The sequence below is a fragment of the Streptomyces sp. NPDC006655 genome (genome assembly GCF_040703965.1).
Classification (GTDB): Bacteria; Actinomycetota; Actinomycetes; order Streptomycetales; family Streptomycetaceae; genus Streptomyces.
On sequence record NZ_JBEYJU010000089.1, the window covers coordinates 20,423 to 38,265 of the forward strand.

Annotated in this window: 17 protein-coding genes; 8 read left to right on the forward strand and 9 right to left on the reverse strand. The window is 71.4% G+C overall.

Going from position 1 to position 17,843, the window contains the following annotated elements; genetic code table 11:
- Positions 1 to 43 precede the first annotated feature (43 nt).
- Together AB0958_RS35145 and AB0958_RS35150 are read right to left on the reverse strand one after the other, a co-directional pair.
- Entirely contained in the window at positions 44 to 937 is an 894-nt protein-coding gene (locus AB0958_RS35145; RefSeq protein ID WP_366894529.1) for a DUF2690 domain-containing protein, read from the reverse strand.
- A complete protein-coding gene (locus AB0958_RS35150) occupies positions 934 to 1,758 on the reverse strand; it encodes a peptidoglycan-binding protein (RefSeq protein WP_366894530.1) in 825 nt (274 codons plus the stop codon). Before AB0958_RS35150 ends, AB0958_RS35145 begins: the two co-directional genes overlap by 4 nt.
- Before the next feature lie 261 nt (positions 1,759 to 2,019).
- On the opposite strand from AB0958_RS35150, the gene AB0958_RS35155 reads away from it, so the two are divergent.
- Positions 2,020 to 2,460 (forward strand): peptidoglycan-binding domain-containing protein, encoded by a 441-nt coding sequence (locus AB0958_RS35155; RefSeq protein ID WP_366894531.1) that lies wholly within the window; start codon positions 2,020 to 2,022, stop codon positions 2,458 to 2,460.
- A gap of 60 nt (positions 2,461 to 2,520) precedes the next feature.
- On the opposite strand, the gene argS is transcribed toward AB0958_RS35155, so the two are convergent.
- The gene (gene argS / locus AB0958_RS35160) at positions 2,521 to 4,281 is read right to left on the reverse strand and encodes an arginine--tRNA ligase (protein ID WP_366894532.1); all 1,761 of its coding nucleotides are present in this window, start codon (positions 4,279 to 4,281) and stop codon (positions 2,521 to 2,523) included.
- 428 nt (positions 4,282 to 4,709) lie between these two features.
- Between argS and lysS the strand changes: the two genes are divergently transcribed.
- Positions 4,710 to 6,452 (forward strand): lysine--tRNA ligase, encoded by a 1,743-nt coding sequence (gene lysS, locus AB0958_RS35165; RefSeq protein ID WP_366894533.1) that lies wholly within the window; start codon positions 4,710 to 4,712, stop codon positions 6,450 to 6,452.
- Between the two features lie 61 nt (positions 6,453 to 6,513).
- Here lysS and AB0958_RS35170 read toward each other — a convergent pair whose 3' ends face one another.
- From AB0958_RS35170 to AB0958_RS35180, 3 genes are all read right to left on the reverse strand, one after another.
- Positions 6,514 to 7,863 (reverse strand): DUF2637 domain-containing protein, encoded by a 1,350-nt coding sequence (locus tag AB0958_RS35170; RefSeq protein WP_366894542.1) that lies wholly within the window; start codon positions 7,861 to 7,863, stop codon positions 6,514 to 6,516.
- Positions 7,864 to 7,962: 99 nt separating this feature from the next.
- Positions 7,963 to 8,865, reverse strand: a complete 903-nt coding sequence (locus AB0958_RS35175) for a DUF3558 domain-containing protein (RefSeq protein ID WP_366894534.1) — start codon at positions 8,863 to 8,865, stop codon at positions 7,963 to 7,965.
- A gap of 132 nt (positions 8,866 to 8,997) precedes the next feature.
- Positions 8,998 to 9,870, reverse strand: a complete 873-nt coding sequence (locus AB0958_RS35180; RefSeq protein ID WP_366894535.1) for a DUF3558 domain-containing protein — start codon at positions 9,868 to 9,870, stop codon at positions 8,998 to 9,000.
- Positions 9,871 to 10,098: 228 nt separating this feature from the next.
- Here AB0958_RS35180 and AB0958_RS35185 point away from each other — a divergent pair, with 228 nt between their 5' ends.
- Positions 10,099 to 11,292 (forward strand): RtcB family protein, encoded by a 1,194-nt coding sequence (locus AB0958_RS35185; RefSeq protein ID WP_366894536.1) that lies wholly within the window; start codon positions 10,099 to 10,101, stop codon positions 11,290 to 11,292.
- A gap of 12 nt (positions 11,293 to 11,304) precedes the next feature.
- Here the strand turns inward: AB0958_RS35185 and AB0958_RS35190 are convergent, their stop codons facing one another.
- The 3 genes from AB0958_RS35190 to AB0958_RS35200 form a co-directional block, all read right to left on the reverse strand.
- Entirely contained in the window at positions 11,305 to 11,490 is a 186-nt protein-coding gene (locus tag AB0958_RS35190) for a hypothetical protein (RefSeq protein WP_366894544.1), read from the reverse strand.
- Entirely contained in the window at positions 11,487 to 12,245 is a 759-nt protein-coding gene (locus tag AB0958_RS35195; RefSeq protein ID WP_132890394.1) for an SDR family oxidoreductase, read from the reverse strand. The genes AB0958_RS35190 and AB0958_RS35195 overlap by 4 nt, the downstream gene beginning before the upstream one ends.
- A 172-nt stretch (positions 12,246 to 12,417) precedes the next feature.
- Complete coding sequence (locus AB0958_RS35200; RefSeq protein WP_366894537.1) at positions 12,418 to 12,750, reverse strand: YnfA family protein; 333 nt, start codon at positions 12,748 to 12,750, stop codon at positions 12,418 to 12,420.
- A gap of 126 nt (positions 12,751 to 12,876) precedes the next feature.
- Here AB0958_RS35200 and AB0958_RS35205 point away from each other — a divergent pair, with 126 nt between their 5' ends.
- The 5 genes from AB0958_RS35205 to AB0958_RS35225 all read left to right on the forward strand — a co-directional run bounded on the left by AB0958_RS35205 (position 12,877) and on the right by AB0958_RS35225 (position 17,528).
- The gene (locus AB0958_RS35205; protein WP_366894538.1) at positions 12,877 to 13,353 is read left to right on the forward strand and encodes a hypothetical protein; all 477 of its coding nucleotides are present in this window, start codon (positions 12,877 to 12,879) and stop codon (positions 13,351 to 13,353) included.
- 100 nt (positions 13,354 to 13,453) lie between these two features.
- Positions 13,454 to 14,572 (forward strand): LLM class flavin-dependent oxidoreductase, encoded by a 1,119-nt coding sequence (locus tag AB0958_RS35210; protein ID WP_366894539.1) that lies wholly within the window; start codon positions 13,454 to 13,456, stop codon positions 14,570 to 14,572.
- Complete coding sequence (locus AB0958_RS35215; protein ID WP_366894540.1) at positions 14,569 to 15,171, forward strand: FMN reductase; 603 nt, start codon at positions 14,569 to 14,571, stop codon at positions 15,169 to 15,171. Before AB0958_RS35210 ends, AB0958_RS35215 begins: the two co-directional genes overlap by 4 nt.
- A 158-nt stretch (positions 15,172 to 15,329) precedes the next feature.
- Positions 15,330 to 16,073, forward strand: coding sequence for a response regulator transcription factor (locus AB0958_RS35220; RefSeq protein WP_366894541.1), 744 nt, complete (start codon positions 15,330 to 15,332; stop codon positions 16,071 to 16,073).
- 36 nt (positions 16,074 to 16,109) lie between these two features.
- Positions 16,110 to 17,528 carry a HAMP domain-containing sensor histidine kinase gene (locus AB0958_RS35225; protein ID WP_366894543.1) on the forward strand — a complete coding sequence of 473 codons (1,419 nt, stop codon included), beginning with the start codon at positions 16,110 to 16,112 and terminating at the stop codon, positions 17,526 to 17,528.
- Positions 17,529 to 17,843: the final 315 nt, after the last annotated feature.

The following is a 17,843-nucleotide window of genomic DNA, read 5'->3' on the forward strand; positions in this document are numbered from 1 at the left end:
TATATCTGCTGAGAGTATTTCTGATCCGCTGTGCGCCTCGGCGTCACCGCGCCACTGAGGTGACGCACTCCCGCTTGGTGTCCCCCGCAGGGTGGAAACAGGTGTGGATCGTGGTTCCGGGGGTGGTCGCCGTCATCGGGGTGTACACGAACGCGTCCGCGTCGGCGGCCGTTCTGATGTCGGCGCCGTGCACCCGGCCGGCCGCCGTCACCTCCAGTCGGTCACCGACCCGCGTCCCCCACATCCGCGCCCAACTCGCCCCGCACTCCTTGCTGTAGCGCACCTCCAGCCAGGCGTCGCCGGCCGTGTGACGGGTGGCCAGCGTGACGGGGGAGGCAGCGCACCGCATGGCCATCGGGTTCCGGCCCTCGCAGGTCGCGGCCCGGCAGCGCGGGGCGGACGACGCGGGGTCCTGGTGCGGGGGCGCCTCGGCGGAGGCGCGCGAGGTGCCGTCGGTGCCCGGCCGCAGCAGCGCGGTCGCCACCGCCACCGCGCCGACCGCCACGGCGCACACGGACGCGAGCACCGCCACGGTGACGACACTCCGGTGCCCGGCGAGCCGGGCGGCGGAGGCAGGCGCCGTGGCGGGCGGCGATGCGGCGGGCGGCGATGCGGCGGGCGATGCGGCGGGCGGCGATGCGGCGGGCGATGCGGTGGGTGACGCACCCGTGGCCGCAGGCGCAGGCTTCTCCTTGCCCCGACCGCTCCACTCCGACTCCGCGATCTCCCACAGCGCCAGGCAGCGCCCGTCCGGCTCACCGGCCAGTCGGCACAGTTCCTGGACCGCCTGGCGCGGGGGCAGGGCCTTGCCGTTGAGATAGCGCTCCCAGGACGACTTGCTGAACGCCGTCTTCGTCGCCAGGGCCGCCAGGCTCAGGCCGGTGCGGGCTCTCAACTCCCGCAGTGAGGCGGCCAGCCGGGTCCGCTCCGGGGTCATCCCCGCAGCGCCTTCCAGGTACGCGGGCCCACGATGCCGTCGCCGATCAGCCCCGCCCGCTTCTGGAACCGCACCACCGCGCCCCGCGTCAGCGGGCCGAACATGCCGTCGATGCCGCCCGGCGACACACCGGCCCGGCGCAGCAGACACTGCACCTCCACGACGTCCGGCCCCGACTGGCCGTACCCCACGGTGGCGTCCAGGGTCCGGCTGTTGCCCGCGTACCAGGCGCCGTCCACCCGTTGCAGACGACAGCTGTACGAGGGGGGCGAGGCCGGTGCCGACGCGGCGAGCGGAGCCGTCCGCGCCGTCCGGTCGGCGTCGGCGCCGGAGCGGCCGGTGAGCCACGAGGTCACCAGGACAGCCGTCGACACCGCGAGCACCAGGGCCACCGCCCCGGCCGCGACCGCGATCCGCAACGTCCGCACGGAGAGCCGTATCTCAGCGGCGGGACGCGGCCCGGCCTCGGGCCCGGCCTCGGATTCGGGCTGGTGCTCGGGCTCGGGTGCCGGGGCTTCGGCGGCCGGTACGGCGGTTCTCCCGCGGTCCTTGCCGTGCTCCCACGCCTCCGCCGCCACCTCGCGCAGGGTCAGCAAGCGGGTCGGATCCTCCCCGCCGATCCGGGCCAGTGCCTCCACGGCCTGAGCGGGCGGCAGGTGCCGGCCGCCCAGATACCGTTCCCACGACTTGGCGCTGTACCCGGTCCGCGCGGCGAGCTGCCGTACGCTCAGCCCGCTGTGGTCCTTCAGGCGGCGCAGCCGCACCAGCAACTGCCGCACGCGCGGATCCAGTTCAGCGGGCAGTTCTTTCCAGCGCGACATGTACCCCCCCGGATGCGGTCCGGAACCGTGGTCAGCGGCCCCCGCTCCGACGCATTCTGCATGAGCATGGCCACCCCTGTACGGCCGTCCCGCCACTCCGTCCCGTCGGAGGGTGTCGGCGCAGTTCAGAGGGGGTGGCGTCCCAGCAGGCCGCCACTTCGCCGACAGCCGTGGCGGGGTCCGCCGGGCGGCCCGCACCGTGGTGGCGGCACCGACGCGCCGAACGGGTCGGATGCCGACCACGACCTGAAAGAGGAACGCATGCGACCGAACGTTCTGACCCGGACCCTCGTCGGAATCACCGCCGTCGCCGGCCTCGCCGCCGGATCGCTGGCGACCGCCGGCACCAGCTTCGCCGCGCCGGTCTCGCAGCCCGCGGTGAGCGCGCGGGCCGCCACCCTGGCCTCCTACGAGAACTTCGGCCTGACCACCGCCGAGGCCAAGAACGTGCAGAACTTCCTGGCGGAGTACTGGGGCTACACCGACGGCATCGACGGCCAGCTCGGCCCCAACAGCTGGAAGGCGTTCCAGCGCTGCCTCAAGCAGTACTGGGGCTACACCGGTGCCATCGACGGCGACCCCGGCACCAACACGATCAAGGCGCTCCAGCGCCTGCTGAAGGCCGACTACGGCTACACCGGTGACATCGACGGCATCGCCGGCTCGGGCACCCGCGCCGCCTTCAAGCGCTTCGCCGCCTGACAGCCGGCCACAGCCGTCGTACCCGCACCGCCCTTCGTACGGACGGTGCGGGTACGACGCTCAGAGGCGCTCGGGCGTCCGGATGCCCAGCAGGGACATGCCCTGGTGGAGGGTGCGGGCCGTCATGTCGCACAGGAAGAGGCGGTTCTCCACCTGGGCGGGGGTGTCGGCCTTGAGGACCGGGCACTTGTCGTAGAACGACGTGTACAGCGAGGCCAGCTGGTACAGGTACGCCGCCAGCTTGTGCGGGGCGTACTCCGCCGCCGCCTCGAAGACGGTGTCACCGAACGCGTCCACGTGCAGGCCCAGCGCCCGCTCCGCCGCGTGCAGTTCCAGCTCCGGGTGCGCGGCGGGCCGGACCTCCCCGGCCTTGCGGAGGATCGACTGGATCCGGGCGTACGCGTACTGGAGGTAGACGGACGTGTCGCCGTTCAGCGAGACCATCTGGTCCAGGTCGAACTTGTAGTCCCGGTTGGCGGAGGTCGACAGGTCGGCGTACTTCACCGCGCCGATGCCGACCTGCTGCGCCCGCTCCTGGATCTCGTCCTCGGTGAGGTCCTGCGCCTTCTCCCGGACGACCTGGGCGGCCCGCTGCACCGCTTCGTCCAGCAGGTCCTCCAGCCGTACGGTCTCACCGGCACGGGTCTTGAACGGCTTGCCGTCCGCGCCGAGCACCGTGCCGTAGCCCATGTTGTGCGCGGTGACGTCGTCGGTGAGCCAGCCCGCCCGCCGGGCCGTCTCGAAGACCATCTTGAAGTGCAGGGACTGCCGCACGTCCACGACGTAGATGAGGGACGTGGCGTGCAGCTCCTGGACCCGGTTGCGGATCGCCGTCAGGTCCGAGGCCGCGTAGCCGAAGCCGCCGTCGGCCTTCTGCACGATCAGCGGGACCGGCTGGTCGTCCTTGCCCCGGATGTCGTCGAAGAAGACGACCAGCGCGCCCTCGGAGCGGACCGCGACACCCGTCTCCTCCAGGATCCGCGCGGTCTCCGGCATGCCGTCGTTGTACGCCGACTCGCCGACGATCTCGTCGTCCCGGACCTCCATGTCCAGCTTCTCGAAGACCGAGTAGAAGTAGACCTTCGACTCGTCCACGAACCGCTGCCACAGGTCGAGGGTCTCCTTGTCGCCGGACTGGAGGGCGACCACCCGCTTGCGGGCCCGCTCCTTGAACTCCTCGTCCGTGTCGAAGACCGCCCGGGACGCCTTGTAGACCCGGTTCAGGTTCGACATGGCCTGCTCGCCGTCCGTGTCGGTCTCCGCGGACAGCTGGTCCGGGTTCTCGATCAGGTACTGGATGAGCATGCCGAACTGGGTGCCCCAGTCGCCGATGTGGTGCCGGCCGATCGTCTTCTCGCCGGTGAAGTCGAGCATGCCGCGCAGGGCGTCGCCGATCACCGCGGACCGCAGGTGGCCGACGTGCATCTCCTTGGCGACGTTCGGCTGGGCGTAGTCGATGACCGTGACGCCGGGGGTCGCCTTCGGCGGGACGCCGAGCCGGTCGCCGTCCGCGTACCGGGCGGCGAGGTTCTCGGTGATCGCCCGGTCCGCGAGGGTGATGTTCAGGAAGCCGGGGCCGGAGACCTCGACGTCCTGGATCAGGGCCGCGCCGGTGGAGATGCGGGAGACGACCTGCGTGGCCAGGTCGCGCGGGTTGGCCTTGGCCTTCTTGGCGAGGGCGAGGATGCCGTTCGCCTGGTAGTCGGCCCGGTCGCTGCGTCGCAGCAGGGGGTCGACCGCGTCGGCTTCCGGCAGGGCGGAAGCGAGCGCGTCGGTGAGCTGCTGGTTGACGGAGTCGCTGAGGGACGTGACCGAGGCCATGGGGTAGGAGCCGTTCTCCTCGTGGGTGCGGGTAGACGGGTCCAGTATTTCACGGGGGGTAAAGGGGTTTTTGCGGCTACGGGGGTGGGGGGTCGGGGGACATTGCCGGGTGCGGCTCCGTCGTGGCTGGTCGCGCAGTTCCCCGCGCCCCTCCAAGCGGCGGCTGCGCCGCCTGCTAGGAGGGGCGCGGCCGGGTGCGGGTGCGTCGTGGCTGGTCGCGCCCGCGCGGCGGAGCCGCAAGTCGGCACGGCCCCGCGCCCCCAAGCGGCGGCTGCGCCGCCGAGCGGCGGTTGTGCTGTCGGTGATGCAACCCCGTGGTCCTTACGGGGCTCTTGGATTATGGCGTTTTCATGGAAGGCGTGGTCCCTGGGACAATGGGGCCGTCAGCCGTGCGACCGTACCGGCTGTGCCGTGTCTGAAAGAAGGACGTGCCGATCGTGGCTCAGAGCACCGAGACCACCGACTGGGTCTCCCGTTTCGCGGATGAGGTCATCGAGGAGTCGGAGCGTCGGGCCCCGGGCAAACCGGTCGTCGTCGCGTCCGGGCTCTCCCCGTCAGGACCGATCCACCTCGGGAACCTCCGCGAGGTCATGACCCCGCACCTCGTCGCCGACGAGGTCCGGCGGCGCGGACACCAGGTCCGGCACCTGATCTCCTGGGACGACTACGACCGGTACCGCAAGGTGCCGGCCGGTATCGCCGGGGTCGACGAGAGCTGGGCCGAGCACATCGGCAAGCCGCTCACCTCCGTGCCCGCCCCGGCGGGGTCCGCGTACCCGAACTGGGCCGAGCACTTCAAGGCCGCGATGGTCGAGTCGCTGGCCGAGCTGGGTGTGGAGTTCGACGGGATCAGCCAGACGGCGCAGTACACCTCGGGCGTCTACCGCGAGCAGATCCTGCACGCCATGAAGCACCGCGGTGACATCGACGCGATCCTCGCGCAGTACCGGACCAGGCCGAAGACCGGCAAGAAGCCCCAGCAGAAGGCCGTCGACGAGGCCGAGCTGGAGGCCGAGGAGGGCTCGGGCGCGGCCGCCGAGGACGACGGCTCCTCCGGGTCCGCCGGGTACTTCCCGTACAAGCCGTACTGCGGCGGCTGCGGCAAGGACCTGACCACCGTCACCGCCTACGACGACGACACCACCGAGCTGACCTACACCTGCACCGCGTGCGGCTTCTCCGAGACCGTCCGGCTCAGCGAGTTCAACCGCGGCAAGCTGGTCTGGAAGGTCGACTGGCCGATGCGCTGGGCCTACGAGGGCGTCGTCTTCGAACCGAGCGGCGTCGACCACTCGTCGCCCGGCTCCAGCTTCCAGGTGGGCGGCCAGATCGTCGGGATCTTCGGCGGGCAGCAGCCCATCGGACCCATGTACGCGTTCGTCGGCATCAGCGGCATGGCGAAGATGTCCTCGTCCCGGGGCGGGGTGCCCACCCCGGCCGACGCGCTGAAGATCATGGAGCCGCAGATCCTGCGCTGGCTCTACGCCCGCCGCCGGCCCAACCAGTCCTTCAAGATCGCCTTCGACCAGGAGATCCAGCGGCTCTACGACGAGTGGGACAAGCTGGACGCGAAGGTCGCCGACGGGTCCGCGCTGCCCGGTGACATCGCCGCCCACTCGCGCGCCGTGCGGACGGCCGGGGGCGAGCTGCCGCGGACGCCCAGGCCGCTGCCGTACCGGACGCTCGCCTCCGTCGCCGACATCACCGCCGGGCACGAGGACCAGGCGCTGCGCATCCTCGGCGAGCTGGACCCGGAGCAGCCGCTGGACTCGCTGGCGGAGGTGCGGCCCCGGCTCGACAAGGCGGAGGCCTGGATCAACACCCAGGTACCGGCCGACCAGCGGACCATCGTCCGCGAGGAGCCGGACGCGGAACTCCTGAAGTCCCTCGACGAGGCCTCCCAGCAGTCCCTGCGGCTGCTGCTCGACGGGCTCGCCGAGCACTGGTCGCTCGACGGGCTCACCCACCTCGTGTACGGCGTGCCCAAGGTGCAGGTCGGCTTCTCCGCCGACGCGACGCCGAAGGAGCTGCCGCCGGAGATCAAGACCGCCCAGCGTTCGTTCTTCGCGCTGCTGTACCACCTGCTGGTGGGGCGTGACACCGGGCCGCGGCTGCCCACCCTGCTGCTCGCGGTCGGACAGGACCGGGTACGGCACCTGCTCGGAGCGTAGACCGGCATGAGGAAGGGGCCCTCCCGCACGGGAGGGCCCCTTCCTCATGCCGTGGTACGGCCTACGCGATGTGGTCGTCCTGGAGTTCCGCCGTGTGGCGGTTCGTGAAGCGGTTGACCATGCGGTCGGCCTCGCGCTGCGGGAGCGAGATGCCGTAGGTCGCCTCCACGTCGCCCCGGAACTGGCCGGAGCTGGGGTAACCGCCGTCGATCGACTTCTTGAAGACCTGGTAGTACTCCTCCTCGGTCGGCTCGGTGCCGCCGCCCTCGCCCAGCTCACGGGTGCGCCCCGGGCCGGAGGGGATGGGGAAGCTGCCGGTCGTCTCCGAGGGCGACTCCTCGGGGAGGGGCTGCTGCTCCTGGGGAGGCTGTCCCTGGCGGAACCGTACCTGGGCGAGCTGGTCCTGCTGGTACCGGTCCTGCTGGTACTGGTCCTGCTGGTTCTGCTGCTGCTCGTACTGCTGCTGCTCGTACTGCCAGGCGGCGTACTCCTCCTCGGTGTACTGCGGCTCGTAGGGCGGCTCGTACGTCGGGTCGTAGCCGCCGTGGTACTCGATCTGCTGGGGGTCCCTGGCGTGCAGCCAGGGGTTCACCTCCGGCTGCGGCTGCGGCTGCGGCTGCGGCTCCTGTTCCGGGGCCGGTGCCGGGACCAGCGCGGGGCGCTGCCGGCCCTGGGGCGCCTCCGGGGCCTGGGCCTGGGCCGGGGCGGGGGCGGATGCTGCCGGCGGGGCCGGGAGGAGCACCGGGATCTCTATGCCCGCCGCCGCCAGGCCCTCCGGGGCGGTGTCCGCCAGCGGAACGCCGTAGCGGGCCAGGCGCAGCGGCATCAGGGACTCCACCGGCGCCTTGCGGCGCCAGGCGCGGCCGAAGCGGGAGCGGAGCCTCGCCTGGTAGACGAGACGTTCCTGCTCCAGCTTGATGACCTGGTCGTAGGAGCGCAGCTCCCACAGCTTCATGCGGCGCCACAGCAGGAACGTGGGGACCGGGGAGAGCAGCCAGCGGGTGAGGCGGACCCCCTCCATGTGCTTGTCCGCCGTGATGTCGGCGATCCGGCCGATCGCGTGCCGGGCCGCCTCGACCGCCACCACGAACAGGATCGGGATGACGGCGTGCATGCCCACGCCCAGCGGGTCCGGCCAGGCCGCCGCGCCGTTGAAGGCGATCGTCGCGATGGTCAGCAGCCAGGCCGTCTGCCGCAGCAGCGGGAAGGGGATGCGGATCCAGGTCAGCAACAGGTCCAGGGCGAGCAGGACGCAGATGCCCGCGTCGATGCCGATCGGGAAGACGTACGCGAAGTTCCCGAAGCCCTTCTTGATGGCCAGCTCACGGACGGCGGCGTACGAACCGGCGAAGCCGATGCCGGCGATGATCATCGCGCCGGTCACGACCACGCCGATGAGAACGCGGTGCATCCGGGTCAGCTGCATTGGCGCGGCCACCGGTACTCCCCTCCCCTTGCGTGTTGGTGCGCGCAACAGGGTGGCACATGTGTGCGGCGCACGTGGTGCCGGTCAGCTCTTCTTGGATGACGACTTGGAGGGCGAAGCGGAGGCGGAGGGGGATCCGGAGGGTGTCGCGGAGGCCTTCCCGGAGGGGGTCGCGGAGGGTGAACTCGCGGGCGCCGAACCGCCGTTGGCGGTCGAAACCGACGCCACCGCATCCTTCACGGCCTGCACCGCGGCCTTCGTGAGCGTGTCGGCGTCCGGTGTCTTCTCACCGGCGAGACCCGCGCCGTTGTAGTCGACCGTGACGACCACGTTCGCGACGCGTGCCACGACCGTCTGCTGCTTGAAGGCGCCTTCCTTCTTCTTCAGGTCGTAGCGGACGGCGGTGGCCTGGTCGCCGGCCCCGCTGACCGGCTCCGACTTGGTGTTCTTGGCGCCCGCCACGGACTGGGCCTCCCGCACCTGGCCGGTGTAGTAGGTCTCCGCCTGCTGGTCGCCGCTGCCACGGCCGGCGTCCGAGTCGAAGCGGAGGAAGGAGACGTTCAGCCAGCGGAACTGGGAGCCCTTCACGCCGTTGTTGTCCAGGCTGCTCCAGGAGCAACTGCCGCGCGTGGCCACGTCGTCCGAGGTGCCCTCCTTGCCCGACTTCACGCCCTGCGGCACGAGCGAGGTGAGCGTCTGCTTCGACAGCGCCGCGCACGGCTCGGGCAGCTTCTGGTACTTGGCCGCCTGGACGGTCGGCGAGGCGGCCGTGGCACCGGCGGGCGCGGTGGCGGTGTTCGTGGAGCCGCCACCGGTGCCCTGTGCCGCGTCGGCGGAGCCGGAGGAGGAGCAGGCCGACGCGAACAGCGCCACGGCGGGGACGGCGGCCGCGCAGACGAGGGAGCGGCGGAGGCGCCCGGCCCGTCGCTCTGCGTTCCGTTCGTTCCGGGCGCGCTGGTCGTCTCGCTGGACTGCTACTCGCTGCATGGTTCCTTCACTCATACGCTCGGGGTTCCTGCGGTCGGATCGGGTCCGAGGGGCCACGGTACGCGGTGAGGAAGCTGTGCGGTTTTGGTTCGCGCGCTTCGCGGGCGCGGTGCGCGGGGCGTGCTGGGGGCGTCAGCCGTTGAGGGCTTCGGCCAGTTGCGCGGCCAGTTTCTGCGCCCTGTCCTGCATTTCCTTGCTGTCCGGGACCGTTCCGGTGGCCATCGGCTGCTCCTCGTACTCGATGGTCACCACGACGTTGGACGTGCGGAACACCACAGTGACGGTCCGCTGTTCGGCCGTCGAACCGGAGCCGCTGAGCTGGTCGTCGAGGTAGGCCTGGTCGCCGAGGTCGGTGAGGACACGGGGCTGGAGGTCGGCCGAGGCGGTGGACGCGGAGGCGGACGCCGAGGTGGCGCCCGCGGGGTCGACGGAGGCGGCGGAAGAGGGCGAGGCGGAGGCGGAAGGGGCGGACGAGGAGGGGGCGGACGAGGAGGGGGCGGGGGACGCGGACGTCGAGCCGGACGGGGACTCCGACTCCGTCGCGGTCGGGGGCGCCGACTCGGGGATGTCGGCCGCCGTCTCCCGTTGCGTGTAGATGGTCTGCGCCTCGTTGTCGTCGCTGACGGCGTTGTCGTACGACACCACGCGCTCGAAGTCGACGGACAGCCGGTCCGTGGCGTCGGCGGACTCGACCTTCCAACGGCAGCCGACCTTGCGGTCCGTGTCGTAGGTGAGGGTGGCGTCGCCCTGGTACGCCTTGTCGCGCTGGTCCGCGTCGGCGATCTGGGCGATGCCGGGGAGCAGCGAGTCCAGGGTGTCGTGGCTGACCGCGCCGCAGGGCTCGGGGAGGGTGCGGTACTTGCCCGGCTGGGCGGCGACGGTGGAGGTGCCCGTGTCCGCGTTCTTGTCGGTGGTGTCGTCCCCGCCGCTGGAACCGCTCGTGCAGCCGGCCAGCAGAGCCGCGAGAAGGGCGGCGGTGCCGGTTACGTACGCCTTCCGCTGCACGGTCAGGCTCCTTTCCGTTCACTGGGTCGCTCGGTCCTGCACCAGTGTCCCCACCGGTTAATCGCTTGCCGCAGTGGGGCGGCCCCTGAAGACAATGTGTATCGCACGCACTGCCGTGAACGCCGGTCCCTTGTCCGATTTCAGCGACCTAGGCGATGCATTTGCGTTTCAAGTCATTTATTCGTTCTGTTCTTTTTGTTGTGCTGTTCGCGGGGGAATGAGGAAGTCATGACGTACGTGGAGATGCCGGGCGCGAAGGTGCCGATCCGGATGTGGACCGACCCGGCGGCCGTCGAGGAGGTCGCGCTCCAGCAGCTGCGCAACGTCGCGACCCTGCCGTGGATCGAGGGCCTCGCGGTGATGCCGGACGTCCACTACGGGAAGGGTGCGACGGTCGGGTCGGTCATCGCGATGCGCGGGGCGGTGTGCCCGGCGGCGGTCGGTGTCGACATCGGCTGCGGCATGTCGGCGGTGCGCACGTCCCTCACGGCGAACGACCTGCCGGGCGACCTGTCCCGGCTGCGCTCGAAGATCGAGCAGGCGATTCCGGTGGGCCGGGGGATGCACGCGGATCCGGTGGAACCGGGGGACTTCCACGGACTGGCGACGACCGGGTGGGGGGAGTTCTGGGGGCGGTTCGACGGGGTGGCGGACGCGGTCAAGTTCCGTGCGGAGCGGGCGCATCAGCAGATGGGGACGCTTGGTTCGGGAAATCATTTCATAGAGATTTGTACCGATATGACCGGTTCTGTGTGGCTCATGCTGCACTCCGGTTCGCGCAACATCGGCAAGGAACTCGCCGAGCACCACATCGGTGTGGCCCAGAAGCTTCCGCACAACCAGGGCCTGGTCGACCGCGACCTCGCCGTCTTCGTCGCGGACACCCCGCAGATGGCGGCGTACGAGCACGACCTCTACTGGGCTCAGGAATACGCGAAGTACAACCGGTCGATCATGATGGCCCTCCTCAAGGACGTGATCCGCAAGGAGTTCAAGAAGGCCAGGGTCACCTTCGAACCCGAGGTGAGCTGCCATCACAACTACGTGAGCCGCGAGCGGTACGAAGGTGTGGACCTGCTCGTGACCCGTAAGGGAGCGATCCGGGCCGGATCCGGCGAGTACGGGATCATCCCGGGCTCGATGGGCACGGGTTCGTACATCGTGAAGGGCCTCGGGAACGAGCTGTCCTTCAACTCCGCCTCGCACGGGGCCGGTCGGCGCATGAGCCGGAACGCGGCCAAGCGGCGCTTCTCGACGAGGGACCTGGAGGAGCAGACCCGGGGTGTGGAGTGCCGTAAGGACTCCGGCGTCGTGGACGAGATCCCGGGTGCCTACAAGTCGATCGACCAGGTCATCGACCAGCAGCGGGACCTGGTGGAGGTCGTGGCCAAGCTCAAGCAGGTCGTCTGCGTGAAGGGCTGATCGCGCGGCCCGTCACTTCGCGTGGCGGACCGCGTAGATCATGACGAACGCGATGAAGTGGATGCCGAAGAGGAAGTAGGCCAGGAAGTACCAGACCTGGCGTTCGTCCTTGGTCTCCTGGGCCAGGCGGGCCTGTTCCAGGGACTTCTCCAGGGACGTCGCGGGGTCCTCCTCCGGGGGCGTTGCTTCCGGGGTCACAGCTCTCGGTGGACCTTGGTGTTCGAGGCCTGCGCGCGGGGGCGCAGGACCAGCAGGTCCACGTTGACGTGGCTCGGCCGGGTCACCGTCCAGGCGATGGTGTCGGCCACGTCGTCCGCCGTCAGGGGCTCGGCGACGCCCTGGTAGACCTTCGCCGCCTTCTCCGCGTCGCCGCCGAAGCGGGTCAGCGCGAACTCGTCCGTCTTGACCATGCCCGGTGCGATCTCGATGACCCGGACCGGCTTGCCGACGATCTCCAGGCGGAGCGTCTCCGCGAGGACGTGGGCGCCGTGCTTGGCGGCGACGTAGCCGCCGCCGCCCTCGTAGGTGCCGTGGCCCGCGGTGGAGGAGACGATCACCACCGTGCCGTCGCCGCTCGCCTCCAGCTTGGGGAGCAGGGCCTGGGTGACGTTGAGGGTGCCGATGACGTTCGTCTCGTACATCGTGCGCCAGTCGGCCGGGTCGCCGGTGGCCACCGGGTCGGCGCCGAGGGCGCCGCCGGCGTTGTTCACGAGGACGGCGATCGACGTGAACGCGGTGGCGAACTCGTCCACGGCGGCGCGGTCCGTCACGTCCAGGGGGTAGGCCGTGGCCTCGTGCCCCGCCTCCGTGAGCTCCTTGGCCAGGGCCTCGATGCGGTCCTCGCGGCGGGCGGTGAGGACGACGCGGTAGCCGGCGGCGGCGAGGCTGCGGGCGGTCGCGGCGCCGATTCCGCTGCTCGCGCCGGTGACTACCGCGATGCGGGACGGGGCCATGGGGTCTCCTCGGCGGGATGAGTCAGGTAGGCGGCTTGCTCAGAAGAGTCTAGGCGCCGTGGTTTGCGGGGAATCGGGCGGCTGCGCGCTGGTGGGGGCCGTTCGCGCAGTTCCTCCCCCAGCCTTCGGCCGGGGGTACCCCCAGCGCCCCTGAAGGGGCGCTCACCCGACGTCAGTTTCTCGGGGCCCACATGATGACCGCCATCCCGGCCAGGCAGATCGCCGCTCCCGTGATGTCCCAGCGGTCCGGGCGGTAGCCGTCCGCCGCCATGCCCCACAGGATCGAGCCCGCGACGAAGATTCCCCCGTACGCCGCCAGGATGCGGCCGAAGTGGGCGTCCGGCTGGAAGGTGGCGACGAAGCCGTAGGCGCCCAGGGAGAGGATGCCGCCGGCGATCCAGAGCCAGCCGCGGTGTTCCCGCACGCCCTGCCAGACCAGCCAGGCGCCGCCGATCTCGAAGACGGCGGCGACGACGAACAGGGCGGCGGAGCGGAGGATCAGCATGACGGCAGCCTGCCACTTCGCGGCCGTGTCACCTGATGGAGGGCGCCTGTGGCGGGGGCCGGGTGGCATACATCCGTACGAATGCCGGAGACGGACCGGGTGGCACGGACGGATGGGACGGGTGGCATGGGCGGCACGGGTGGCAGGGGAGTGCGTCGGTGGGGGCTCGCGGTGGCTGTGGGGGCGCTGGTGCTGGGGGGCGGGGGGAGCGCCTGGGCCGGGGACGCCGATCTGGAGGTGCACGGGTCGGTGGTGCTGCGCGGGGACCTGGCGGAGGTCCGGGTGACCCCGCACGACCACGGGCCGGACGCCGTGACCGGCGCCAGTGTGCGGCTGAGCTGGTCGGCACCGCTGGCGGACGACCAGCGGCTGCCGGACCGGTGCGCGCGCACCGGTGACCGGGAGGTGGTGTGCGGTACCGGTCCGCTGGCCGTGGAGGTGCCGGGCGAGCAACTGGTGGTTCCGGTGTGGCTGCGGGAGCGGCCGGCGGAGGTGCTGCTGGAGGTGGACATGGTGTGGGGCGGTGGTGCCGTGGACCATGACCGTACGAACGACAGGCAGCGGGTGCTGGTGCTGGCGACCGGTGATCCGTACGCCTTCTGAGGGGTGGTGGCAGAGGGGCGACGGCGGGGGGAATAGGCGGTGGGGGTGTCTCGTTCTCCGGGTATAGTTGAATCGTAAACAACCTGGAGGGTGAGCGAGCATGCAGTTCGGGATCTTCACGGTCGGCGACGTCACGCCGGACCCCACCACGGGACGGGCGCCGACCGAGCGGGAGCGCATCAAGGCGATGGTCGCGATCGCGCTGAAGGCCGAGGAGGTCGGCCTGGACGTGTTCGCGACGGGTGAGCACCACAACCCGCCGTTCGTACCGTCGTCGCCGACCACCATGCTCGGTTACGTCGCCGCGCAGACGGAGAAGCTGATCCTCTCCACCTCCACCACCCTCATCACCACCAACGACCCGGTGAAGATCGCCGAGGACTTCGCGATGCTCCAGCACCTGGCCGACGGCCGGGTGGACCTGATGATGGGCCGCGGCAACACCGGGCCGGTCTACCCCTGGTTCGGGCAGGACATCCGCGAGGGCATCAACCTCGCCATCGAGAACTACGCCCTGCTGCGCCGGCTCTGGCGCGAGGACGTCGTCGACTGGGAGGGCAAGTTCCGCACGCCGTTGCAGGGCTTCACCTCCACCCCGCGGCCGATGGACGACGTGCCGCCGTTCGTCTGGCACGGCTCGATCCGCTCGCCCGAGATAGCCGAGCAGGCCGCGTACTACGGCGACGGCTTCTTCCACAACAACATCTTCTGGCCCGCCGACCACACCAAGCGGATGGTCGAGTTCTACCGGAAGCGGTACGCGCACTACGGACACGGCACACCCGAGCAGGCCATCGTCGGCCTCGGCGGTCAGGTGTTCATGCGGAAGAACTCGCAGGACGCGGTGCGCGAGTTCCGGCCGTACTTCGACAACGCGCCGGTCTACGGCCACGGGCCCTCCCTGGAGGACTTCACCGACCAGACCCCGCTGACGGTGGGCTCGCCGCAGCAGGTGATCGAGAAGACGCTGGGCTTCCGCGAGTACGCGGGCGACTACCAGCGCCAGCTGTTCCTGATGGACCACGCGGGACTGCCGCTGAAGACGGTCCTGGAGCAGCTCGACATGCTCGGCGAGGAGGTCGTCCCGGTCCTGCGCGAGGAGTTCGCGAAGGGCCGCCCGGCGGACGTCCCCGAGGCGCCCACCCACGCGTCGCTCGTCGCGGCCGCTGCCGCCACTGCCGCCACGGCGGTCGCGGAGAAGGAGGAGGTCCAGGCATGAAGCTCGTCGTCGTCTCGGCGGGGCTGAGCGTGCCCTCGTCCACCCGGCTGCTGGCCGACCGGCTGGCCGCCGCGGTGGGCCGGGCCCCGGCCGGCGCCGGAGTGGACATCGAGGTCGTGGAGCTGCGCGACCTCGCGGTGGAGATCGCGCACAACTTCACCAACGGGTTCCCGGGGCGGAAGCTGGCGGCCGCCCTGGAGGCGGTGACCGAGGCGGACGGCCTGATCGCCGTGACCCCGGTGTTCACGGCGTCGTACAGCGGGCTGTTCAAGTCGTTCTTCGACGTGCTCGACAAGGAGGCGCTGGTCGGCAAGCCGGTGCTGATCGCGGCGACCGGGGGCACGGCCCGGCACTCGCTGGTCCTGGAGCACGCGCTGCGGCCGATGTTCGCCTACCTGCGGGCCGTGGTCGTACCGACGGGTGTCTACGCGGCGTCCGAGGACTGGGGCGCGCAGGGCCTGGAGGGCCGGGTCGAGCGGGCGGCGGGGGAGCTGGCGGCGCTGATGTCCGGGCTGTCGGGGGTCGCGCCCCGCAAGCCGGACGCCGACCTGCCGGTGGTGCCGTTCGCCGAGCAGCTGGCGAGGCTGGCCGCCGGCTGAGGGGGACCGGGGGTGCGGGGGACCGGGCGACCGGCCCCCACTCACCCGAATCGGAAACTCGACGCAGGTTCCGTTGTGACGGTGAGAGGCAGGTAAAAAGGGTGATCGTAGACCCGCTCACCCCGGCCAACCACCGGCGGCCTTGGCAGACTGGGGACGTGCCCCAGACTGTGCTGCTCGCCGAAGACGACCGCGCCATCCGCCACGCCCTGGAGCGTGCCCTCACCCTGGAGGGTTACGAGGTGACCGCGGTCGCGGACGGCGTGGAAGCCTTGGCGCACGCCCACCGCACCCACCCCGACGTCCTCCTCCTCGACGTGATGATGCCCGGCATCGACGGCCTCCAGGTCTGCCGGGTCCTGCGCGCGGAGGGCGACCGCACCCCGATCCTCATGCTGACCGCGCTGGTCGAGACCGCCGACCGGATCGCGGGCCTGGACGCCGGCGCCGACGACTACGTGGTCAAGCCCTTCGACGTCGAGGAGGTCTTCGCCCGGCTGCGCGCGCTGCTGCGCCGCACCTCCCCGGTGCCGGCCGGCGGTGGCGGGGGTGGCGGGGTGTCCGTCGGCGCCGACTCCGGGCGCGAGCCGCAGATCTCCGACCGGCAGATCGAGGCGGCCGGCCTGCGGATGGACCTCCAGGCCCGCCGGGCCTGGCGCGGCCGCCGCGAGCTGGAGCTGACCCGCACCGAGTTCGAACTCCTCGAACTGCTCGCCCGCAACGCCGGGATCGTCCTCGACCACTCCACGATCTACGACCGCATCTGGGGCTACGACTTCGGCCCCGGCTCCAAGAACCTCGCCGTCTACGTCGGCTACCTGCGCCGCAAGCTCGACGAGCCCGGTGCCCCGCAGCTGATCCACACCGTGCGGGGCGTGGGTTACGTGCTGCGGGAGGACTGAGTGGGCCGCCTCGGGCGGCCGGAGCGGATCGGACGGATGCTGGCCCGCCGTCGGCCGGGACTCGTCTCCCTGCGCACCACCTTCGTCGTCTCCTTCGCGGCGGTCACCGCGGCCGTCACGATCGTCGTCGGCATCCTGTCGTACAACGCCGCCGCCCGGCTGGTCCGCGTCGACCAGCAGTCGGTGTTCACGCAGGTCGTCTCCGACGTCCAGGGCGAGGTCAAGCAGCACCGGATGATGCCGGACGACTTCTCCTCCTCCCGGCCCGGACACGACCTGGTCCGGCCGGCCCGCACCGACGTCCAGGTGCTCGGCGCGCAGGGCGAGATCGTCGACCACGGCAGCCCGGTGCTGCCGGTCACCGCCCGGGACCGGGCCGCGGCCACCGCCAGGGCCGCCGGGAAGACGGTCGAGCACAAGGACGTCCGGGTCGGTGAGGACCTGTTCCGGATCGCCACGGTCGCGCTCGGCGACGGGCGGGGTGCGGTCCAGGTGGCGCAGGAGTTCAGCGACACCGAGGACCTGCTGCGGGCGCTCCAGCAGCGGACGCTGGCGCTGATGGCGGCGGTCGTGGTCGCCGCCGGGCTGATCGGCTGGTGGCTGGCCCGGCGGATCACCCGCCGGCTGGTGATCCTCACCTCGGCCGCGGAGGACGTGGCCCGCACCCGGCAGCTCGGCATCCAGGTGCCGGTGACCGGTCTGGACGAGGTGGGGCGGCTGGGCCGCGCCTTCGACCGGATGCTGGGCCGGCTCGCCCAGTCCGAGGAGGACCAGCGGCGGCTGGTCCAGGACGCCGGGCACGAACTCCGCACGCCCCTGACCTCCCTGCGTACGAACATCTCCCTGCTCCGCCGTATCGACGAACTCCCGCCCGCCACCCGTGACGAACTCGTCGCCGACCTGGGCCAGGAGGCGCGTGAGCTGACGGACCTGGTCAACGAGCTGGTCGACCTGGCGGCCGGGCAGTCGGACACGGAGCCGCCGCAGCACGTGGACCTCGTCGACATCGCGGAGGAGGTGGCCGTGCTGGCCAGGCGCCGTACCGGCCGGGAGATCCTGCTCCGCTTCAGCGGGGACACGACCACCGACGGCCGCCCCGGCATGCTGCAACGGGCCATGTCCAACCTGGTGGAGAACGCGGCCAAGTTCGACCGGGACGGCAAGGCCCCCATCGAGCTCAGGATCACCGGCCCCGCCCGGCCCGGCGCGGTCCGCGTGGAGGTCCTGGACCGCGGCCCCGGCATCGCCGAGGGCGACCTGATCCGCATCTTCGACCGCTTCTACCGCGCCGCCGACGCCCGCTCCCTGCCCGGCTCCGGCCTCGGCCTCTCCATCGTCCGCGAGGTGGCCATGGCCCACGGCGGAGCCCCCTTCGCCGCCCGCCGGGAGGGCGGCGGCGCGGTGATCGGGTTCACGGTGGGCGGAGGATTCCCGGGCGGCACACCCCGCGTCTGACCGGCTCGGCAGGAACCGCAGGCAGGCAGGAGATGAACCCGGACGCCGTCCGGGACCTGCTTGACGCGGACGACGCGGACGACGCGGACGAGGACGCCTACGACACCTACACCGGCGGCTCGCCGAAGTCCTGGAGGCGATGCGGGCCTGGGACGTGCCGTCGGTGCTGGTGCGGCGGGCGTCGGCGCACCCCTCGGCGGATGTGCGGGAGGTGGCCGACGACTTCCTTGCGGTCTTCAGCACGGTCTTCAGCGAGGTGGCAGCGGCCTTCCGCCGGGCCCTCGGCCATGGCCCGGCCTTCCGCCCGCGGGGCGA

Coding starts and splice junctions, on each gene's coding strand:
- AB0958_RS35145 (WP_366894529.1), bottom strand. CDS start 937: ATGACCCCGGAGCGGACCCGGCTGGCCGCCTCACTGCGGGAGTTGAGA.
- AB0958_RS35150 (WP_366894530.1), bottom strand. CDS start 1,758: ATGTCGCGCTGGAAAGAACTGCCCGCTGAACTGGATCCGCGCGTGCGG.
- AB0958_RS35155 (WP_366894531.1), top strand. CDS start 2,020: ATGCGACCGAACGTTCTGACCCGGACCCTCGTCGGAATCACCGCCGTC.
- argS (WP_366894532.1), bottom strand. CDS start 4,281: ATGGCCTCGGTCACGTCCCTCAGCGACTCCGTCAACCAGCAGCTCACC.
- AB0958_RS35170 (WP_366894542.1), bottom strand. CDS start 7,863: ATGCACCGCGTTCTCATCGGCGTGGTCGTGACCGGCGCGATGATCATC.
- AB0958_RS35175 (WP_366894534.1), bottom strand. CDS start 8,865: ATGCAGCGAGTAGCAGTCCAGCGAGACGACCAGCGCGCCCGGAACGAA.
- AB0958_RS35185 (WP_366894536.1), top strand. CDS start 10,099: ATGACGTACGTGGAGATGCCGGGCGCGAAGGTGCCGATCCGGATGTGG.
- AB0958_RS35195 (WP_132890394.1), bottom strand. CDS start 12,245: ATGGCCCCGTCCCGCATCGCGGTAGTCACCGGCGCGAGCAGCGGAATC.
- AB0958_RS35200 (WP_366894537.1), bottom strand. CDS start 12,750: ATGCTGATCCTCCGCTCCGCCGCCCTGTTCGTCGTCGCCGCCGTCTTC.
- AB0958_RS35205 (WP_366894538.1), top strand. CDS start 12,877: ATGGGCGGCACGGGTGGCAGGGGAGTGCGTCGGTGGGGGCTCGCGGTG.
- AB0958_RS35210 (WP_366894539.1), top strand. CDS start 13,454: ATGCAGTTCGGGATCTTCACGGTCGGCGACGTCACGCCGGACCCCACC.
- AB0958_RS35215 (WP_366894540.1), top strand. CDS start 14,569: ATGAAGCTCGTCGTCGTCTCGGCGGGGCTGAGCGTGCCCTCGTCCACC.
- AB0958_RS35225 (WP_366894543.1), top strand. CDS start 16,110: ATGCTGGCCCGCCGTCGGCCGGGACTCGTCTCCCTGCGCACCACCTTC.